Consider the following 18,881-nt stretch of genomic DNA (forward strand, 5'->3'; position numbering starts at 1 on the left):
GGGCCCCCGCGCCCCCCCCCCCCCCCCGCCCCCCCCCCCCCGGGCCCCCCCGGGGCCGGGGGGGGGGGGGGGGGCGGCCCCCCCCCCCCCCCGCCCCCCCGGGGCCCCCCCACGGCCCGAAACGTCCCGGACCTCCTGGCGGTGGTCCCGCGGATGCCGCCTACTGACCGACGCGGCCCGGCTGGAGCGTCTGTGTGAACAGCACGGTGCCGTCCTGCTCCCGCAGCCGCACCGTCAGCTCGCCGCTGTCCCCGTCGATGTCGACCTCGCCGAAGAACTGGTAGCCGCCCGCGGGCGAGACGTTCGACGCGGTCGGCGCCTTCACGAACACCCGCTCCGGACCGAACGTGCCGTCCAGCGCGCTGGCCGGGAAGGCCCCGGCGTTCAGCGGTCCGGAGACGAACTCCCAGAACGGCTCGAAGTCGGTGAACGCGGCCCGCGACGGCTGGTAGTGCTGGGCGGAGGTGTGGTGCACGTCCGCCGTCAGCCACAGCGTTCCGGTGATCCGCCGGTGCTTGATGAACCGCAGCAGCTCGGCGATCTGCAGCTCACGGCCCAGCGGGTCGCCCGGGTCGCCCTGGGCCACCGCCTCGAAGTTCGGCTTGTTCTCCGTCGTGTCCGGTACGACGAGGCCGAGCGGCATGTCGGCCGCGATCACCTTCCACACCGCGCGCGACCGGGCCAGCTCCCGCTTGAGCCACTCCAGCTGCTCCCGGCCGAGGATGCCCTGCGGGTCCACGGTCTGGTCGTCGGCGGAGTTGGCGTTGCGGTAGGTGCGCATGTCGAGCACGAACACGTCGAGCAGCGGGCCCTGGCGCAGCACCCGGTAGACGCGCCCCTCCTCGGCACCGGGACGCAGCGTGGAGAGGGGGAAGTACTCGCTGAACGCCCGCCGGGCACGCGCGGCGAGGACGTCGATGCTCTTCTCGGTGTAACGGGTGTCGGAGGAGGCGATCACCTCGCCCGGGTACCAGTTGTTGCGCACCTCGTGGTCGTCCCACTGGATGATCGACGGCACCTGGGCGTTGAACCGGCGCAGGTTGGCGTCGAGCAGGTTGTAGCGGAAGTTGCCCCGGTACTCGGTGAGCGTCTCGGCGACCTTGGACTTCTCCTCGGTGGTGACGTTCCGCCAGGTGCTGCCGTCGGGCAGCGCCTGCGTGGCGGTGATGGGGCCGTCGGCGTAGATGTTGTCGCCGCTGCACAGGAAGAAGTCCGGGTCCAGCTTCGCCATCGCGTCGTAGATGCGGTAGCCGCCGAGGTCGGGGTTGATGCCCCAGCCCTGGCCGGCCAGGTCGCCCGACCAGAGGAAGCGCACGCCGTCCCGGCGGCGCCGGGAGACCGTGCGGAAGGTGCCGGTCACCGGCTCGCCGGTGCGGCGCGGGTCGTCGGGGTCGGCGAGCAGCACCCGGTAGTGGATCTGCTCGCCGGAGGGCAGTCTGTGCAGCCGGGTGGTGCCGGTGAAGTCCGTGCCGGCGCCCAGCAGCGGGCCGTGCCATCTGCGGGGGTTGCGGAACGACTCGGTGGCCGAGGTCTCCACGATCATCCGGGCGGGCCGGTCCGAACGCACCCACACCAGACCGGAGTCGGCGGTCACGTCACCGGTCTGCACGCCCCAGCCCGCCGCGGGCCGTCCGGAGCGGGCGAACGCCGGGGCCGCGCCGAGGCCCACGGGCAGGGTCAGGGCCGCCGACGCGGCGAGGGAGCCGCGCAGAACGCTGCGGCGACCGGGGAGCGGACGGTGGGACATGGCTGCGCCTCCAGGGACGGGATCCGGCCAGTGTGCAGAGCCACACCTACTGGGGCGCTGCGGCGCGCACACGAACCGGAAGTGAACTCCGGTCGGCCGGAGGGCGGTCAGCGGTGCTCAGCGGCTGCCGTCCAGGATGACCCGCGCGACCAGCGCCGGGTCGTCGTTCATCGGGCAGTGGCCGCAGCCGGGCAGCCGCACCAGCCGGGCGTGCGGGATGAGCTGCTTGGCACGGACGCCCTGGCGGCGCACGAGAATCCGGTCCCGGGTGCCCCAGGCCACCGTGACCGGCAGGCCCGACAGGTCGTCGGTGAAGCGGACGGTGCTGCCCGCGCGCAGGGTCGCCTCGAAGCCGGTGGCGCCGACGAGCGCGAGCGTCTCGGCGACCACCGCCTCCGGCGAACGGCGCGCGGGGCGGGCGTAGATGGTGCTGGTCAGCGCGGTACGGCCGGCCGCCGTGCGGGACAGCCCCTCCACCAGGGGGAGCGGGAGCCGCTGGGCGATGCCCCGCATCGCGAGCAGCACCGTGAAGGCGTACCGCCGCTCGGCCTCGGACCAGAAACCGGCGGGGGACAGGGCGGTGACGGACCGTACGAGCTTCTCCCGGCCCAGCTCCAGGGCGAGCAGGCCGCCCAGCGAGTTGCCGGCGACGTGCGGACGCTCCAGCTCCAGCGCCTCGAACAGGGCGCCGAGCACGGCATTGGTGGTGGGCAGGTCGTAGGTCAGGCCGTCCGGGAGCCCCGGGGAGGCGCCGAAGCCCGGCAGGTCGACGGCGATCACCTCCCGCTCGGTGGCCAGGATGTCCACGACCGGGTCCCAGGCCTGGCGGTGATGGCCGATGCCGTGCAGCAGGACCAGGGGTTCGCCGCGGCCCACGCGCGCGTAGGACACGCTCACATCGCGCGGGCCGTGTGGGGCGGGGACCTTGAAGGAGACGGTGGCGGACATGGGGTGCTCCTCGGCTGGGCTGCTGACGGACGCCGTAGACAGCTTGTCAGCAATTACTACCGGCCGGTAGCCCCCAGGGCCGTCCCCGCCGTACGGCACTTCCGCACGACCGCGCCAGGCGGCCATGTCGTACGGTCGTCAACGCGCCCGGCGCACCTCGACGTTGAAGTCGGCGTTCCCGAAGCGCCCGAACAGCGCGAGCCACAGCGGCAGATACATCTCCACCGCGCGCGCCGACCGGATGCCGCCCAGGTCCAGCACCCGTCCGGCCGGCCAGCCGAACTCCCCGAGCAGCGCCGTCACCTGCTGCTTGGCGCCGGGGTCCGCCCCGCACACGAACACATGGTGGTCGCCCGGGACCCGGCGCGGGTCCACCATCACCTGGCAGTTGACCGTGTTCAGCGTCTTGACCACGCGCGCGTGCGGGAACGCCCGCTGGATCCGCTCGGCCACGCTGTCCGACTCCACCGGGTCCAGCCGCGGCCGACCCCCCTCGAACGCGAGCGGATTGGAGACGTCCACCAGCACCTTGCCGTCCAGGTGCTCCGCGCCCGCCGCCGCCAGCGCGTCCAGCGCCACCCGGCCGCCCACCGCGTTGACGACCACCTCGCCCGCCGCGGCGGCGTCCGCGAACGTCCCCGCGTGCGCCCGGCCGGCCGCGGCCGTCGCCCACTCCACCGCCACCGGGTTGTCCCGGGAACGGGCCCCCAGGGTCACCTCGTGCCCCAGTTCCAGCAGCCGGCCGGCCAGCGTGCGGCCCACCTCGCCCGTGCCCAGCACCGCGTACCGCATCGCCCACCTCACGGTCACCGGCCGCCGACCGCCGGCGGCCCGCGGTCATTGTGATCCGGACCGCTCCTGGAGGCGGGCATTCCGGGTGGACAGCACAAGACGTGTCGGCTGGGATGGACCGGTGACCGCCGACCTCGCCACCGACGTCTTCGAAGAACACCGCCCCCTGCTCATGGGCGTCGCGTACCGCGTGCTCGGCCGGGTCGCCGACGCCGAGGACGTGGTCCAGGAGGCATGGCTGCGCTGGTACCAGGCGGACCGCGCGGCGGTCCGCGAACCGCGCGCCTACCTGGTGCGCGTCACCACCCGGCTGGCCATCGACCGGCTGCGCCAGGTGCAGTCGCGCGGCGAGGCGTACGTCGGGCCGTGGCTGCCGGAGCCGTACCTCACCGAGTTCGCCGACACCGCACCGGACACCGCGGACCGCGCGGTGCTCGCCGACACGGTCTCCCTGGCCGTCCTGGTCGTCCTGGAATCACTGTCCCCGCTGGAACGGGCGGTGTTCGTGCTCCGGGAGGCGTTCGGCTACCCGTACGCCGAGATCGCCACCCTGCTCGACCGCGCCGAGCCGGCGGTACGGCAGCTCGCCGGGCGCGCCCGCCGGCACGTCGCGGAGGGGCGCCCCCGCTACGAGGTCGACCCCGTGCGGCGCCGGGACCTGACCGAACGTTTCCTCGCCGCCGCGTCCGGGGGCGACCTGGAGGGGCTGATGTCCCTGCTCGCCCCGGACGTCCGGCTGGTCGGCGACAGTGGCGGCAAGGCCAAGGCGCCGGTGCGCGTCCTGCACACCGCCGACAAGGTCGGCCGCTTCCTCGTCGGCGCCGCACGCTCGGGCCCGGCGGACATCTCCTACCGGCTCCTGGAGGCCAACGGCGGCCCGGCCCTGCTCATCCTGTCCGGGGACAAGCCCGACAGTCTCTTCCAGGTGGACATCGCCGACGGCCGCATCACCGCCGTCTACATCGTCCGCAACCCCGACAAGCTGCGGCACCTCACCGGCCACTGAGCCCCCAGCCCCGCCAGGCGCCCGAGCCCCCGCCGTCCGGCGGGGGCTCTGTCGTGCGACAGGCACTTTGCCGCGATGTCACACGTACCGCCGCACACGAACGCCGCGTGAACGCTGTGCGCGCGGGTCGCCTGTCCGTTCGCTCAGGGACCGAGGATTGGTCTTGACCAAGGGTGACGGCCGCCCTATCGTCGCAGAGAAGTGCAACAACCTTTAATAAACAAGGGCGCTAAAAACCGCCGGACCACGGCTCTTGCGGAGGACAGGGTGGGGACCACGCAGCTGGAATCGGTACCGGAACCGAAGTACTGGCATCTGAAGACCGTGCTCACCGAGGCACTGGACTCCGAGTTCTCGGTCGGCGAGATCCTGCCCAACGAGCGTGATCTCGCGGCCCGCTTCGGCGTGGCCCGCGCCACGCTCCGCCAGGCACTCGAACAACTGGAGCTGGAGGGCCGGCTCCAGCGCCGCCGCGGGGTCGGTACGACCGTCGCGCCCCCGCGCGTGGGCGTGGCCGTCGGCACCGAACAGCACACCTGGCCCGGCGCCGCCGGAGACGCCTGGCAGCCCGTCGACAGCGTCCAGGCGGCACCGCCCGCCGCCGTCGCCGCGGCCCTGGAGACCGGCGCGGACGAGCCCGTCCACACCGTGCGCCGCTCCCGCATGTCCCACGGCCAGCAGGTCGCCACCGAACTGCTCTACATCCCGGCGGCCTCCGTGCCCGGCCTGACCGCGATCGACGCCCCGTCCGGCGCGGCACGCGCGCGTGCGGTGCTGCGCGAGTTGCAGCACCTGCCGCTGGAGGGGGAGGACCGTGCCGTCGAGCTCGGCTCCGCGCGCGCGGACGACGCCAAGGAACTCGACCGGCTCCCCGGCTCACCCGTCCTCGTCGTCACCACCCGCTTCTTCGTCCAGGGCCGTACCGCGGCACTCTCGGTCGCGACCTACCGCGCCGACACCTGCCGGCTCACCTTCGGCGAGTCGGCCGGGGTGGAGATACACCACGACCCGGAGAAGCGAGCCTCCTGACGCCGGGCGGACAGCCGACCCGGGGGCGGGGCGCCGCAGGCATGTGCGGCCCCGCCGTGCGGGCGCGCCCCGCGACGACGGCACCGCAGCGGCAGGAACGCCGCAGCGGGCGCTACGGCACGGGGCAGAGCGCCGTACCCGGCACGCCCGCCGCAGGGCAGGATCGCCGCACTGGGCACGAGCGCCGTACCCGGCACCCTGACCACCCGGTGGGGGGTCACCGTGCCGGGCAGTTAGTCATCAGCGTATGGTCACCGGGCGCCTTGACCTCCGGCGGGTATCACCGCGCTGGGCACCCTGGTCGCAGTCGGGTGGTCACCGTGCCGGGCGCCTTGACCACCGGCGTTTGTTCACCGTGCCGGGCGCCTTGACCTTTGGCGGCATCACCGTGCCGGGCACCCGATCGCAGTCGGCGGTCACCGTGCCCCGCACTGGCTCACCGGCGTGTGTTCACCGTGACCGGGCATCCTGGTCACGCGGTCACCGTACGGGCACCCTGACCACAGCCGGGCGGTCACCGTGAGCCGCACCGGGTCACCGGCGGGCCGTCACCGTGCCGTCGACCGCGAACAGCTGTTCCTCCACGTGGTCCAGAGCCAGCCGCAGCGCCCCCGTGGCGACGGCCGCCTCCCCCAGCATGGACAGCGCCACCCGGGGCGGCCGCAGGCAGTAGCGGGCCAACTCGCACCGCAGCGGCTCCAGGACCCCGTCCAGACCGGCCGCCCACCCCCCGATCACGACCAGCTCCGGATCGAGCGCCAGCACCAGCGCGGCCACGTCGTGCACCAGCCGCTGGATGAACCGCTCCACGGCCGCCCGCGCCCGCCGGTCGCCCTTGCGCGCCAGCGCGAACACCTCGGCCACCGCCTGCTCGTCCAGCGGGTGCAGCGGCTCGTCGGTGGTGGACAGCAGCGCCTCCGGCTTCGCCTCCCGGCCCAGCAGATGCAGCGCGCCGATCTCCCCGGCCGCCCCGCCGTAGCCCCGGTGCAGCCGCCCGCCGATCAGCGAACCGGCCCCCGGACTCAGCCCGGCCAGCACGAACACCACGTCGTCCGTCTCGGCCGCCGCGCCCTTCCAGTGCTCGGCGACCGCCGCCGCGTTGGCGTCGTTCTCCACCAGCACCGGGCACCGGAAGGAACGGCTCAGCCGCTCGCCGAGCCTCAGCCCCGTCCACTGCGGCAGGGCCGTGCTCAGCCGGACCGTGCCGTCCGCCTCCACGATGCCCGGCGTGCCCACACCCACGGCCCGCAGCGAGCTGCGCGCGACCCCGGCGCGGCGCAGCAGCTCGGCGACCGCGCCGCGCAGCCGGTCCAGCCGCTCGTCCGCCGGGGCCGTCTCGCCGACCTCCTTGGCCTGCGCGCCCAGGACCCGCCCGTCCAGGTCGGACAGGAGCGCGGCGACCCGGTGCGGACCGACCTCCAGACCCAGCAGATGCCCCGCCTCGGCCCGGAACCGGAACCGCCGGGCGGGCCGGCCCTGCCGCCGCGCACCGCCGTCCTCGGCCGCCGTCTCGACGACGAGGCCACCCTCGATGAGGCCCTCCACGACGCCCTCGACGGTCGGCCGGGACAGACCGGTGACGCGGGTGATCTCGGTGAGCGTCGCGCAGTCCGTGGCACGCAGCGCGTGCAGCACCACCGCGGAATTGATCCTTCGCAGCAGCGAGGGATCGCCACCGGTCAGCTGCCCCACCGTCCGTCCTCCCAGCTCGCGGGCGTGTTGGGCGGATCGTACTCGGCGCGGTCCGCCCCCGGCGAGTGGCCGGCCCCGCCCGCGGCCGGACCCTCGGTCACCCCGGTTCCACGAACCGGGACTCGTAGGCAGCGATCACCGCCTGGGTGCGGTCGCGCGCGCCGAGCTTGGCCAGCACGGCGCTCACATGCGACTTCACCGTCTCCGCACCCACCACCAGCCGGGCGGCGATCTCCGCGTTCGACAGCCCCCGCGCCATCAGCCGCAGCACCTCCGCCTCCCGCTCCGTGAGCCGGGCGTGCGTCGGCGTGGTCCGCGCCGGCCGGTCGCCGTCGCCGTACCGGGCGGCGAGACGTCGTACGGACGCCGGGAACAGCAGTGACTCGCCCTCCGCGACCAGCCGCACCGCGTGCACGATCTCGGCCGGGCGGGCCCGCTTCAGCAGGAACCCGTCGGCGCCCGCGCGCAGCGCCTCGTACACGTACTCGTCGTCCTCGAAGGTGGTCACCACCAGGATCTTCGGCGGTTCGGCCACGGTGCGCAGCACCGCGCGCGTGGCCTCGATGCCGTCCATCAGAGGCATCCGCACGTCCATGGCGACCACGTCCGGCCGCAGCTGCCGCACGAGCGGGATGACCGCCGCGCCGTCGGCCGCCTCGCCCACCACCTCGATGTCGGGCTGCGCCTCCAGTACGGCCCGCAGACCCGCGCGGACCAGGGGTTCGTCGTCGACGAGGAGTACGGTGACCGACATCCGGCCAGCGTAGATCAGCCGACCGGCAGCTCCGCGCGGACCTGCCAGTCGCCCTCGTCCGGGCCGGTCCGGGCGGCGCCGCCGAGCAGCGCGGCCCGCTCCCGTATGCCCCGCAGGCCACTGCCCCGCCCGGGGCCGGGTATGGCTCCCGGCAGCGGATTGCGGACCTCCAGGGCGAGCGTCCCGTCGCCGACCGCGACCCGGACCCGGACGGGGACGGCTCCCGCGTGCCGCAGCACATTGGTGAGCGCCTCCTGGAGGATGCGGTAGCCCTCGCGGGACACGGGGCCCGGCACGGCCTCCAGCGGACCCGTGACCTCGGCGTCGACCTTCGCCCCCGAGGCCCGCGCCGACTCCAGCAGACGGCCCGCGTCGGCCAGCGTGGGCCGCGCGCTCACCGGCCGCTCGGCCTCCCGCAGCACGCCCAGCACCCGCTCCAGATCCTCCAGCGCGGCCCGGCCGGTCTCCTCGATGGCGCCCAGCGCCCGGTCGGTGAACTCCGGATCGCCCGCCGCCCGCGCCGCGCCCGCCTGGACCACCGCCACCGTCAGGGCGTGCCCGATCGAGTCGTGCAACTCCCGTGCGATGCGGGTGCGTTCCAGCAACTGCTCGGTGCGTTCCTCCAGCTCGGCCAGCCGCTCGGCCGCCGACGGCCCGAGCAGCCGGCGCGCACCGGCGGTGACCAGCTCCCCGAGCCCGACGACCAGCCCGTACAGGGCGAGCAGCGGCAGCGGCGCCAGCAGCGCCCAGGCGCGGTGCGCCGGCAGCCGGTCCAGCAGCGGGACGCCCGCCGGGGCTCCGCCCCAGGCGCACCGCGCCAGTTCGAAGCCGACGACGGGCAGCCACACCGAGGCGAACACGGTCACGGCGCCGAGCAGCATCCGCAGCTCCAGCCACAGCACCGTGCGCAGCCGGTCCCGCCAGGTCGCCGCCGGCGCCTCGGATATGCCCGGCTCCGGCTCGCCGGGCGTGAGCAGCAGCCGCGCCTGCACGCCTTCGCCCCTGCGCACCGCGGGCACGAGACCGAGCGGGACGAGGAACAGCGCGGGCACCCAGGGGGCCGACGGGACGACGAAGAGCCAGACGCTGACCACCAGCATCGGCACCCACAGATGCAGCAGGCGCGTGTACGTCGTCCCGCGCAGCAGCGGGCGCAGAAGGCGAGCCATGACCTCATCGTCGCAGGCGGCACTGACAACGGACCTCCCCCGCACGGGGGAGACGGTCCCCACCGGCGGGGGAAGAGCCAACCGCCGCTCCCGGTGAGGCTGTTGCCATGACCAGCATCGACGTACGGGACCTCACCAAGGACCACGGCGGCCGGCGGGCCGTCGACCGCCTCACCTTCCGTGTGCGCCCCGGCCGGGTCACCGGCTTCCTCGGCCCCAACGGCGCCGGCAAGTCCACCACCCTGCGCCTCGTCCTGGGCCTCGACCGGCCCACCGCCGGCACCGCCACGATCGGCGGCCACCCCTACCCGCGGTTGCGGGAACCCCTGCGCCGGGTGGGCGCCCTGCTCGACGCGGGCGCCGCGCACGGCTCCCGCACCGCCCGCGACCATCTGCTGGCCCTCGCCGCGAGCAACCGGATCCCGGTCCGCCGGGTCGACACGGTCCTGGAGGAGACCGGCCTCACCCCGGTGGCGCGGCGCAGGGTACGGACGTACTCCCTCGGCATGCGCCAACGGCTCGGCATCGCCGCCGCCCTGCTCGGCGACCCCGAGGTCGTCCTGCTCGACGAACCCGCCAACGGACTCGACCCCGAGGGCATCGTCTGGATCCGCGCACTGCTGCGCCGGCTCGCCGCCGAGGGCCGTACGGTCCTGGTCTCCAGCCATCTCATGGGCGAGACCGCCGCCTTCGCCGACCACCTGCTGATCCTCGGCCGCGGCCGGCTGCTCGCCGACACACCGGTGCGGGAGTTCATCCACGCGCGCGTACGGCCCCACGTCCGCGTCCGCACCACTGATCCCGCCGCCCTCGCCGACCTCCTCGCCCGGCACGGCCACGACGCCTCCAGGGACGAGGACGGGACCTGGACGGTACGGCACGCGCGCGTGGACGACGTGGGCCGGCTCATGTCCGAGGCGGGCGTCCCGGTCCTGGAACTCTCCGCCCATGAGGCCACCTTGGAGGAGGCATACCTCGATCTGACGGCGGCCGAGGCCGAGTTCACCGCACCGCCCCAGGAGGCCTGACCATGTCCTTCGTGCCCGCGCTCCACGCCGAGTGGATCAAGATCCGTACCCTGCGCTCCCTGCTGGGCGCCCTCGCCGCGGTCCTCGTCGCCACCGCCGTGTTCTCGGCGCTCGCAGCGGCCGACACCGACGACGCCGACCCGCTGTTCTCGGTGTTCTTCGGCATCAACTTCGGGCAGATCGCCGCCATCGCCTTCGGCACGACGGCCGTCGCGTCGGAATTCCGGGGCGGCGCGCTGCGGCTGACGCTGACGGCGGTGCCCGGCCGGGGACGCTGGTTCGCCGCGAAGACGACGGCGATCGCGCTGCCGGCGCTGGCCGTCGGACTGCTCACCGGGTTCGTCACGCTCCTGGTGGGCCGGGCGGCGCTCGGCGCGTCCGCTCCCGGCTGGGCCGAGGGCGTGCGCGGCGCCGTCGGCTGCGGCCTGCACCTGACGCTGATGACCCTGTTCGCCGCCGGACTCGCGGCCGTGCTGCGCAGCGCCGTCGCGACCCTCTCCGTGCTGATCCCGTTCCTGCTGATCGTCTCCTTCGTCGTCGGCGATCTGTCCGGCGGTGCCGCCGACTTCCTCCCCGACCGGGCCGGCCAAGTCGCCCTGCACAGCACCTGGGACGGCACCCTCGGCACGTGGAGCGGGCTCGCGGTGAGCGCCCTGTGGGCGGCGGCCGCCCTGGCGGCGGGCGGGTGGAGCGTGCGGCGCCGGGACGCCTGACTGACGCACCGCCAATTGTCAGTGGCCCCCGCTTTACTGGATCCCATGGACATCGCGAAGTGCCTGACCCTCATCGACCTGCTGTGCGCCCGGGAGTTCCCGTCGGCGTACGGCAGGACGGAGCACGGCGAGAGCGGGCCCGGCTATCACATAGCCGCTTTACGGACGAGCGAGGACTTCTGGGACGGCGACGGCAGCACGCGGGAGGAGACGGAGGCGCAGTACGAGGCCGACCGGGACGGCCTCGCGGAGCGGCTCGGGGAGCGGTGGGGCCGGCCGCAGCAGTTCAGCCTGTACAGCGTGCTCGACCGGACCCTGGCGGGGGAGGACGTCGCGGAGCCCTGGGCCGGGCTCAGCGGTCACGTGCCCGACGTCCACCTGTGGCGGGTGCCGGAGACGGGCCGCTGGATCGCCCTCGGTGTGTCCCAGTGGGACAAGGAGCTGCCGTTTCAGCTGCTCGGGATAGTGACGGAGACCGACCCGCCGTGACCGGGCGCGCCCGCCGCCTCCCGCAGCCGGGCGAACTCCTCCGCCATCGTCGCCGCCGTCCAGTGCGCGTTCAGCCCGCTGGGGTTGGGCAGCACCCACACCCGGGTGCCCCCGATCGTCCGCTCCTGCGGACCGACCTGCGCCGTGCGGTCACCGAAGGCGGCCCGGTACGCGGTCACACCGACCACGGCCAGCCACCTCGGCCGCAGACGCGTCACCTTCTCGGTCAGCAGCCGCCCGCCCTCGACGTACTCCTCGGCGGTCAGCTCGTCGGCCCGCGCGGTCGCCCGTGCCACCACGTTGGTGATGCCGAGGCCGTACGACAGCAACTCACGCTGCTCGGCCGGCTTCAGCAGCCGGGGCGTGAAGCCGGACAGGTGCAGCACCGGCCAGAACCGGTTGCCGGGGCGGGCGAAGTGGTGGCCGGTCGCGGCGGTCATCAGCCCGGGGTTGATGCCGCAGAAGAGCACCCGGAGGCCGTCCGCGACCACGTCCGGGACGAGACGGTCGCGGGCGGCCTCCAGTTCCGCCTTGGTGAAGCGCGGTGAGCGGGGTGCGCCGGTCAGAGGATCGCTCCGGGGGTGTAGCCGGCGGCCTCCGGGTGCTGCTTGACGATCTCCTCGATCCGGCCGAGGACCACACCGACCTGGTCGGCGGCGGCGCCGGTGAAGGACAGCTTGTCGGCCATCAGTGCGGCCAGCTGCTCGCGGTCGAGTGGCAGCCGCTCGTCGGCGGCGAGCTTGTCGAGCAGGTCGTTGCGCTCGGCGCCCTGCTCACGCATCGCGAGCGCGGTGGCCACGGCGTTCTCCTTGATCGCCTCGTGCGCGACCTCGCGGCCGACCCCGGCCCGGACGGCGCCCATGAGCACCTTGGTGGTGGCCAGGAACGGCAGGTAGCGGTCCAGCTCACGGGCGATGACGGCCGGGAAGGCCCCGAACTCGTCCAGGACGGTCAGGAAGGTCTCCAGCAGGCCGTCCAGGGCGAAGAAGGCGTCCGGCAGCGCGACGCGGCGGACCACCGAGCAGGACACGTCGCCCTCGTTCCACTGGTCGCCCGCCAGCTCGCCGGTCATCGACGCGTAGCCGCGCAGGATGACCATGAGGCCGTTGACGCGCTCGCAGGAGCGGGTGTTCATCTTGTGCGGCATCGCCGAGGAGCCGACCTGGCCCGGCTTGAAGCCCTCGGTGACCAGCTCGTGCCCGGCCATCAGCCGGATCGTCTTGGCCAGCGAGGACGGCGCCGCCGCCAGCTGCACCAGCGCGGTGACGACCTCGTAGTCCAGCGAACGCGGGTAGACCTGGCCGACGGAGGTGAACGCCTGCGAGAAGCCCAGGTGGCGCGCGATCCGGTTCTCCAGCTCGGCCAGCTTCGCCGCGTCCCCGCCCAGCAGGTCCAGCATGTCCTGAGCGGTGCCGACCGGGCCCTTGATGCCGCGCAGCGGGTAGCGGGCCAGCAGCTCCTCCACCCGGCCGTGGGCGACGAGCAGCTCGTCGGCGGCGGTCGCGAACCGCTTGCCGAGGGTGGTGGCCTGCGCGGCCACGTTGTGCGAGCGACCGGCCATGACCAGCTCGGCGTACTCGCCCGCGAGCTTGCCGAGGCGGGCCAGCACGGCCACCGTACGGTCGCGCATCAGCTCCAGCGAGAGCCGGATCTGGAGCTGCTCGACGTTCTCCGTGAGGTCGCGGGACGTCATGCCCTTGTGCACGTGCTCGTGCCCGGCGAGGTCGTTGAACTCCTCGATCCGCGCCTTCACGTCGTGCCGGGTGACCTTCTCGCGCTCGGCGATCGAGGCCAGGTCGACGGTGTCGAGCACGCGCTCGTAGTCGGCGATCGCCTCGTCCGGCACCTCGATACCGAGGTCCTTCTGGGCCCGCAGCACGGCGAGCCAGAGCTGACGCTCCAGCTTCACCTTCTGCTCGGGGGACCAGAGCGTGGCGAGCTCGGCGGAGGCGTAGCGTCCGGCGAGGACGTTGGGGATGCGGGGCTTGGCGGGCGCAGAAGTCACGTGTCCAGAGTCTACTGGCGGTTCGTGCAGGCCAGCGCCATGGGTGTCTTCGGCGGAAGCTACGAGACCCCGGTCACCCCGTCGGCGCCGGCCCGCTTCCTCTGGAGAGCGGCCGCGTGGCTCACGTCGGCGGGCGCGTGTTCCAGCCGGGGACCGGACGCGTGGATCCGGCCCCGGACGCGCATGACACGCGTGGTCGTGCCGGGAGGGCTAGGCCTGGCCCTCGTACGGCAGCAGCTCCGCCCGCTTCGGCGGGCGGCCGTCGCCCGAGGAACGGCCGGTCAGGCGGCGGCCTATCCACGGGAGCAGGTGCTGCCGGGCGAACCGGACGTCCGCGACCCGGCGCGTGACCCAGCCCGGCGGGGCCGTCGCCGCCATCGGCACATGCCACTCGGGGTCCTCGGCGTCGTGCCCGAGCGTCTGCCACACGGCCTCGGCGACCCGCCGGTGTCCCTCCGCCGTCAGATGCAGCCGGTCCACGTCCCACAGCCGCGGGTCGGCCAGCGCGGGCGCCCCGTACAGGTCGACCACCAGGGCGCCGTGCTTCTCGGCCAGCTCGTCCACGCAGTTGAACAGCTCCTCCATGCGCGGCCGGAACCGCTCCAGCACCGGGCCCTGACGGCCGGGGCTGCGCATCAGCACCAGCTGCTTGCAGGACGGCGCCAGCCGTTCCACGGCCTCGGTGAGCAGGCCCCGGACCCGGCCCATGTCGCACTTGGGCCGCAGGGTGTCGTTCAGTCCGCCGACCAGGGTGACGACGTCGGCGTTCATGGCCGCGGCCACCGGCACCTGCTCGTCGACGATCTGCCCGATCAGCTTCCCGCGCACGGCCAGGTTGGCGTACCGGAACCCGGGCGTGCGGGCGGCCATCCGCGCGGCGAGCACATCGGCCCAGCCGCGGTAGGAGCCGTCGGGCAGCAGATCCGACATGCCCTCGGTGAAGGAGTCGCCGACCGCGACGAGGCTGGTGTACGGGGGAGGTGTGGGGTTCGTCTGCATGGCGACAGAGATGGTATCCCGGGGCCAATACCTGCCGGTCGGTCGGCCCGCCCCACCCGTCCGGCCCAGCCGCCTCAGACAGCCGCAGGCCAGACCGGCGGACCCCGGGAGCCACCGCGGCCGTCCCGGACCCGTACCGGTGCACCTGGAAGCCACCGTGGCCGTACCGGGCCCGTATCGGCGCCCCTGGGGCCCGCCGCAGCCATCCCGGGCCCTTACCGGCACCCCCGGGGTCCACCGCGGCCATCCCGGGCCCGTACCGGCGCCCCCGGGAGTCGCCGCCTCCGTCCGGGGTCAGCGCCCCCGCGTCACCCCTGCACCGGCTGGCCGAACAGCTCCCGGAGCACGTCCTCCATCGTCACCAGGCCCGCCAGCCGGCCGTCCTCGCCCAGGACGGCTGCCACATGGGTGCGGCTGCCGCGCATCGCGGTGAGGACGTCGTCCAGGGGGGTGCCCTCGCGGACGCGGGCGATGGACCGCATGTCGCCCAGGCGGAACGGTACGTCCCGAGGGGAGGCGTCCAGCGCGTCCTTCACGTGCAGGTAGCCCACGATCCGGCGGCTGGTGTCGACCACCGGGAAGCGGGAGAAGCCCGACTCGGCCGACAGCCGCTCCAACTGCTCCGGGGTGACGCCCACGCGCGCGTAGACGACCCGTTGCAGCGGTACGACCACGTCCCGCACCGGCCGGCTGCCCAGCTCCAGCGCGTCGTGCAACCGCTCCTGCGCCCGGTCGTCGATCAGGCCGGCCTCGCTGGCGTCCTTGACGATCTCGGCCAGCTCGGCGTCCGTGAAGGTCGCCGCGACCTCGTCCCTCGCCTCCACGCGCAGCAGTTTCAGCAGCCCGTTCGCGAAGGCGTTGATCGCGAAGATCACCGGACGCAGCGCCCGGGACAGCGTGACCAGCGGCGGGCCGAGCAGCAGCGCGCTGCGGACCGGTTCGGCGAGCGAGATGTTCTTGGGCACCATCTCGCCCAGCAGCATGTGCAGATAGGTCGCGAGGGTCAGCGCGATCACGAAGGACACGGCGTGACCCGCGCTCGTGGGCACGCCCACCGCGTGGAACACCGGTTCCAGCAGATGCGCGATGGCCGGCTCGGCTACCACACCCAGGACCAGCGTGCACAGCGTGATGCCGAGCTGGGCGGCGGCCAGCAGCGCGGACACGTGCTCCAGACCCCACAGCACGCTCCGCGCGCGCCGGTCGCCCTCCTGGGCCAGTGGCTCGATCTGCGAGCGGCGCACGGAGATCAGCGCGAACTCGGCGCCGACGAAGAAGGCGTTGACGACCAGGGTCGCCAGACCGATCAGCAGCTGTACGGCGGTCATCGCGTCCCCTCCCGCGTCCCGCGGTGCCCCGCGGTCCCACGGCGTTCATCGCTCCCGCGGCGTCCTTCACTCCCGCGGCGCTCCTCGGTGCCGCGCTTCCCCTCGGTCACACGGCGTGCTTCGCTCCCGCCGCGTCCCTCGGCCCCCTCGCGGCCACCGGTCCGGTCGGGCCCGAAGGACCGTTCGTCGTCCAGCGGCGCGTGCATCAGCACCCGGGCGGCCCGGCGGCCCGACGCGTCGACGACGTCCAGCAGCCAGCCGGCCACCTCGACGCTGTCCCCGGCGGCGGGTATCCGGCCCAGCTCGGTGGCGACCAGTCCGGCCAGGGTCTCGTACGGACCCTCGGGCACGCGCATTCCCACGCGCGCGAGCTGGTCGGTGCGGGCGGCGCCGTCCGCCGCGTACAGGGCCCGGCCCCGCTCGTCCGCGCCGGCCGGGGCGAGGTCGGGCGTCTCGTGCGGGTCGTGCTCGTCCCGCACCTCGCCGACGACCTCCTCCACGATGTCCTCCAGGGTGGCGACCCCGGCCGTACCGCCGTACTCGTCGATGACGACGGCCATGGTGCGCCTGCCGCCGAGCCGGTCCAGCAGCCGGTCGACGGTCAGGGACTCGGGCACCAGCAGCGGCTCGCGCATCACCTGGGCGACCGTACGGTGGCGCCGCTGGTCGGCGGGGACCGCCAGCACGTCCTTGATGTGGGCGGTGCCGACGACCGAGTCCAGGCTGCCCCGGTAGACCGGGAACCGGCTCAGGCCGGTCGCCCGGGTGGCGTTGGCCACGTCCTCGCAGGTCGCCTGGGTGTCCAGGGCGATGACCTGGACGCGCGGGGTCATCACGTTCTCGGCGGTCAGGTCGGCCAGGTTCAGCGTCCGGACGAACAGCTCGGCGGTGTCCGCCTCCAGGGCGCCCTCCTTGGCGGAGTGCCGCGCGAGGGCGGCCAGCTCCTGCGGCCCGCGCGCGGAGGCCAGCTCCTCGGCGGGCTCGATGCCGAGCCGGCGCACGAAGCGGTTGGCGGTGTTGTTCAGGTGGGTGATGAAGGGACGGAAGGCGGCGCTGAACAGGCGCTGGGCGTTGCCGACCCGCCTGGCCATGGTCAGTGGCGAGGAGATCGCCCAGTTCTTGGGCACCAGCTCGCCGACGACCATCAGGACCACCGTCGACAGGGCCGTGCCCAGGACCAGCGCGGCCGAGCTCGCCGCGGACCGTGACAGACCCATCGCCTGGAACGGCCCGGCGAGCAGTTTGGCGATCGACGGCTCGGCGAGCATGCCGACCACCAGGTTGGTGACGGTGATGCCGAGCTGCGCGCCGGACAGCTGGAAGGTCAGGTTCCGTACGGCCTTCAGGGCGCCGGCGGCACCGCGCTCGCCACGCGCGGCGGCCCGCTCCAGCTCGCCGCGTTCCACCGTGGTCAGCGAGAACTCCGCCGCCACGAAGGCGCCGCAGGCCAGCGACAGCAGGATCGCCACCAGAAGGAGGAGCACTTCGGTCATCGGATCACCCCCGTCCCAGGATCGGACAGGGTTCGGGAGAACGCGCGGTATCGCGGACTGGGAGGCTCGCCCATGGGCGGACGCTCACAACCTTTCATAGAGGGCCGAGTGCTCCCTCAAGGGTAAAGGATGAGCAAAGAAGCCTTTCGGTCTCAGTCCGTGAGCGGCTTCACCCAGCGCCGCCAGTGCTCCTCCGGCCCGTACCCGGCCGCACCCCAGGCGTGGTGCGCGGTCTCGTTGCGCACCAGCACCATCGCGTCCGCGCGCCGCCCGCCGAGCCGTACGAACCGCTCCTCGGCGGCGGCCAGCAGCGCCGAGGCGACGCCCTGCCGCCGCCGCTCCGGGTGCACCGCGAGCCGGTACAGATGGCACCGCCAGCCGTCGAAGCCGGCGATCACCGTGCCGACCAGCTCGCCGTCCTGTTCGGCGAGGATCAGGGCCTCGGGGTCGCGGTCGGTCAGCCGCTCCACCCCGGCGCGGTCGTCGCTGATGCTGGTGCCCTCGGCGGCCGTCCTCCAGAAGGCGAGGACGGCGTCGAGATCGTCGGACCCGGCGGCGCGCAGACGCAGATCAGTCATGCGCCCATCATGATCGGGACCGTCCGCGGGCCGCCCGGAATTCCGTCATGCGGACTCCGCGCGCAGCCGCTCCATCACCGGCGCGAACGCCTCCATGAAGGGCTCCAGCACGGTCAGGTACGAGAACCCGAACCGCTCCCGCTGGGCCCGCGCCTTCGCCACGACCTCCTCCAGCGGACCGGCCAGCACGAGGGGCAGGGCCAGTACCTGGTCCACGGTCATGTCGGGCCGCCGTTCCAGCAGCGGCTTCAGCGCCGACTCGGGGTCGTCGGTGACGGCCACGGCCTGGACCAGCAGGTTCAGCTCGGCGGGCACCGCCCGGTCCACCGCCAGCGCGCGGTAGCGGGCCACCCGCTCGTCCAGTTCCTCTGCACTCAGCGGGTCCAGCGTGCCGGGCGTCCTGCCCGGCCGGGCCCCGGTGAAGGCCGCGATGTCCGCGTGGGCCGCGGTCAGGCGCAGCATCCGGTCGCCGTTGGCGCCGATCAGCACCGGCACCCGGGACTGCGCGGGCCGCGGCTCGTGTTCCGCGGAACCGAGCAGCCGCCCCAGCTCCGCCACCGTGCGCTCCAGGTGGTCCACCCGCTCGCGCGGGGAGCCGTACGGCAGCCCGGCCGCCTCGTGCTCCGCCGGTACGTACCCGGTGCCGAGGCCGAGTTCGAGCCGGCCGCCGGTCAGTGCGTCGGTGGTCGCCACCTCGCGGGCCAGCAGCGCCGGGTTCCAGAAGCCCGCGTTGAGCACGAACGTGCCGAGCCGGGGCCGTTCGGTCGCCTGCGCCGCCGCGACCAGCGCCGGGAACGGCGCGACCATGCCGAGGTGGTCGGGGACGAGGATCACGTCGTACCCCAGCTCCTCGGCGCGGCGGCACTTGGCGCGCCACTCGCCGGCGGGCGCGGAGGCGAGCAGGTTGACTCCGAAGCGGAACGGACGCGGCATGAACTCTCCCCGGCAAGTGGCGACTTGAATCGCTTCCATCATGTCCGACCCCGGCCACCGCCGATCGGGAACAGCCCTGTGTCGGGACCGGTCGTTCGTGCGCCGCCGGCACGCTCACCGCCGCCGGGCCGACCACCGCCGCGATGATCGTGCCCACGGGAGCGTGAGCGCGTCAGCC

General features: G+C 74.0%; 18 protein-coding genes. 5 read left to right on the forward strand and 13 right to left on the reverse strand.

Annotated elements, in window-relative coordinates:
• Positions 1-160: 160 nt before the first annotated feature.
• From ACH4LD_RS18830 to ACH4LD_RS18840, 3 genes are all read right to left on the reverse strand, one after another.
• Positions 161-1,747, reverse strand: a complete 1,587-nt coding sequence (locus tag ACH4LD_RS18830; RefSeq protein WP_398056423.1) for an alkaline phosphatase D family protein — start codon at positions 1,745-1,747, stop codon at positions 161-163.
• 117 nt (positions 1,748-1,864) lie between these two features.
• Positions 1,865-2,695, reverse strand: coding sequence for an alpha/beta fold hydrolase (locus ACH4LD_RS18835; RefSeq protein WP_132788423.1), 831 nt, complete (start codon positions 2,693-2,695; stop codon positions 1,865-1,867).
• A gap of 138 nt (positions 2,696-2,833) precedes the next feature.
• Complete coding sequence (locus tag ACH4LD_RS18840; protein ID WP_398056422.1) at positions 2,834-3,487, reverse strand: NADPH-dependent F420 reductase; 654 nt, start codon at positions 3,485-3,487, stop codon at positions 2,834-2,836.
• 121 nt (positions 3,488-3,608) lie between these two features.
• Between ACH4LD_RS18840 and ACH4LD_RS18845 the strand changes: the two genes are divergently transcribed.
• Both ACH4LD_RS18845 and ACH4LD_RS18850 read left to right on the forward strand, forming a co-directional pair.
• The gene (locus tag ACH4LD_RS18845; RefSeq protein ID WP_398056421.1) at positions 3,609-4,493 is read left to right on the forward strand and encodes an RNA polymerase sigma-70 factor; all 885 of its coding nucleotides are present in this window, start codon (positions 3,609-3,611) and stop codon (positions 4,491-4,493) included.
• Between the two features lie 267 nt (positions 4,494-4,760).
• Positions 4,761-5,522 (forward strand): GntR family transcriptional regulator, encoded by a 762-nt coding sequence (locus tag ACH4LD_RS18850; RefSeq protein WP_132788420.1) that lies wholly within the window; start codon positions 4,761-4,763, stop codon positions 5,520-5,522.
• Between the two features lie 534 nt (positions 5,523-6,056).
• On the opposite strand, the gene ACH4LD_RS18855 is transcribed toward ACH4LD_RS18850, so the two are convergent.
• From ACH4LD_RS18855 to ACH4LD_RS18865, 3 genes are all read right to left on the reverse strand, one after another.
• A complete protein-coding gene (locus tag ACH4LD_RS18855; protein ID WP_132788419.1) occupies positions 6,057-7,214 on the reverse strand; it encodes an ROK family protein in 1,158 nt (385 codons plus the stop codon).
• Positions 7,215-7,311: 97 nt separating this feature from the next.
• Entirely contained in the window at positions 7,312-7,968 is a 657-nt protein-coding gene (locus tag ACH4LD_RS18860) for a response regulator (protein ID WP_398056420.1), read from the reverse strand.
• Positions 7,969-7,982: 14 nt separating this feature from the next.
• The gene (locus ACH4LD_RS18865; RefSeq protein WP_132788417.1) at positions 7,983-9,137 is read right to left on the reverse strand and encodes a histidine kinase; all 1,155 of its coding nucleotides are present in this window, start codon (positions 9,135-9,137) and stop codon (positions 7,983-7,985) included.
• Positions 9,138-9,244: 107 nt separating this feature from the next.
• On the opposite strand from ACH4LD_RS18865, the gene ACH4LD_RS18870 reads away from it, so the two are divergent.
• Genes ACH4LD_RS18870 through ACH4LD_RS18880 form a run of 3 tightly spaced genes read left to right on the forward strand, consistent with a single transcriptional unit; the run spans position 9,245 to position 11,367 of the window.
• Positions 9,245-10,165: an ATP-binding cassette domain-containing protein gene (locus ACH4LD_RS18870; RefSeq protein WP_132788416.1), complete on the forward strand. Its 921-nt coding sequence runs from the start codon at positions 9,245-9,247 to the stop codon at positions 10,163-10,165.
• Between the two features lie 2 nt (positions 10,166-10,167).
• Complete coding sequence (locus ACH4LD_RS18875; protein WP_132788415.1) at positions 10,168-10,878, forward strand: ABC transporter permease; 711 nt, start codon at positions 10,168-10,170, stop codon at positions 10,876-10,878.
• 45 nt (positions 10,879-10,923) lie between these two features.
• Complete coding sequence (locus ACH4LD_RS18880) at positions 10,924-11,367, forward strand: hypothetical protein (protein WP_132788414.1); 444 nt, start codon at positions 10,924-10,926, stop codon at positions 11,365-11,367.
• Here the strand turns inward: ACH4LD_RS18880 and mug are convergent.
• From mug to ACH4LD_RS18915, 7 genes are all read right to left on the reverse strand, one after another.
• On the reverse strand, positions 11,328-11,858 hold the full coding sequence (gene mug / locus ACH4LD_RS18885) for a G/U mismatch-specific DNA glycosylase (protein ID WP_398056419.1): 531 nt from the start codon (positions 11,856-11,858) through the stop codon (positions 11,328-11,330). The genes ACH4LD_RS18880 and mug overlap by 40 nt on opposite strands.
• 71 nt (positions 11,859-11,929) lie before the next feature.
• On the reverse strand, positions 11,930-13,372 hold the full coding sequence (purB, locus tag ACH4LD_RS18890; RefSeq protein ID WP_132788412.1) for an adenylosuccinate lyase: 1,443 nt from the start codon (positions 13,370-13,372) through the stop codon (positions 11,930-11,932).
• A gap of 210 nt (positions 13,373-13,582) precedes the next feature.
• Entirely contained in the window at positions 13,583-14,371 is a 789-nt protein-coding gene (locus tag ACH4LD_RS18895; protein WP_398056418.1) for an SGNH/GDSL hydrolase family protein, read from the reverse strand.
• A 308-nt stretch (positions 14,372-14,679) separates the two neighbouring features.
• Positions 14,680-15,699: a hemolysin family protein gene (locus tag ACH4LD_RS18900; protein WP_398056417.1), complete on the reverse strand. Its 1,020-nt coding sequence runs from the start codon at positions 15,697-15,699 to the stop codon at positions 14,680-14,682.
• Positions 15,696-17,192, reverse strand: a complete 1,497-nt coding sequence (locus tag ACH4LD_RS18905) for a hemolysin family protein (protein WP_398056416.1) — start codon at positions 17,190-17,192, stop codon at positions 15,696-15,698. Before ACH4LD_RS18905 ends, ACH4LD_RS18900 begins: the two co-directional genes overlap by 4 nt.
• A gap of 152 nt (positions 17,193-17,344) precedes the next feature.
• Positions 17,345-17,770 carry a GNAT family N-acetyltransferase gene (locus ACH4LD_RS18910; protein WP_398056415.1) on the reverse strand — a complete coding sequence of 142 codons (426 nt, stop codon included), beginning with the start codon at positions 17,768-17,770 and terminating at the stop codon, positions 17,345-17,347.
• A 45-nt stretch (positions 17,771-17,815) separates the two neighbouring features.
• A complete protein-coding gene (locus ACH4LD_RS18915) occupies positions 17,816-18,703 on the reverse strand; it encodes an LLM class F420-dependent oxidoreductase (RefSeq protein WP_398056414.1) in 888 nt (295 codons plus the stop codon).
• Positions 18,704-18,881: the final 178 nt, after the last annotated feature.

Origin of the sequence: Streptomyces sp. NPDC017676, assembly GCF_044329325.1 — a bacterium.
Taxonomy (GTDB): Bacteria; Actinomycetota; Actinomycetes; order Streptomycetales; family Streptomycetaceae; genus Streptomyces.

Excerpts from the sequence above, each read along its gene's own strand:
- ACH4LD_RS18830 (WP_398056423.1), bottom strand. The coding sequence starts at position 1,747 with ATGTCCCACCGTCCGCTCCCCGGTCGCCGCAGCGTTCTGCGCGGCTCC.
- ACH4LD_RS18835 (WP_132788423.1), bottom strand. The coding sequence starts at position 2,695 with ATGTCCGCCACCGTCTCCTTCAAGGTCCCCGCCCCACACGGCCCGCGC.
- ACH4LD_RS18840 (WP_398056422.1), bottom strand. The coding sequence starts at position 3,487 with ATGCGGTACGCGGTGCTGGGCACGGGCGAGGTGGGCCGCACGCTGGCC.
- ACH4LD_RS18860 (WP_398056420.1), bottom strand. The coding sequence starts at position 7,968 with ATGTCGGTCACCGTACTCCTCGTCGACGACGAACCCCTGGTCCGCGCG.
- ACH4LD_RS18865 (WP_132788417.1), bottom strand. The coding sequence starts at position 9,137 with ATGGCTCGCCTTCTGCGCCCGCTGCTGCGCGGGACGACGTACACGCGC.
- ACH4LD_RS18870 (WP_132788416.1), top strand. The coding sequence starts at position 9,245 with ATGACCAGCATCGACGTACGGGACCTCACCAAGGACCACGGCGGCCGG.
- ACH4LD_RS18875 (WP_132788415.1), top strand. The coding sequence starts at position 10,168 with ATGTCCTTCGTGCCCGCGCTCCACGCCGAGTGGATCAAGATCCGTACC.
- ACH4LD_RS18880 (WP_132788414.1), top strand. The coding sequence starts at position 10,924 with ATGGACATCGCGAAGTGCCTGACCCTCATCGACCTGCTGTGCGCCCGG.
- ACH4LD_RS18895 (WP_398056418.1), bottom strand. The coding sequence starts at position 14,371 with ATGCAGACGAACCCCACACCTCCCCCGTACACCAGCCTCGTCGCGGTC.
- ACH4LD_RS18900 (WP_398056417.1), bottom strand. The coding sequence starts at position 15,699 with ATGACCGCCGTACAGCTGCTGATCGGTCTGGCGACCCTGGTCGTCAAC.
- ACH4LD_RS18905 (WP_398056416.1), bottom strand. The coding sequence starts at position 17,192 with ATGACCGAAGTGCTCCTCCTTCTGGTGGCGATCCTGCTGTCGCTGGCC.
- ACH4LD_RS18910 (WP_398056415.1), bottom strand. The coding sequence starts at position 17,770 with ATGACTGATCTGCGTCTGCGCGCCGCCGGGTCCGACGATCTCGACGCC.
- ACH4LD_RS18915 (WP_398056414.1), bottom strand. The coding sequence starts at position 18,703 with ATGCCGCGTCCGTTCCGCTTCGGAGTCAACCTGCTCGCCTCCGCGCCC.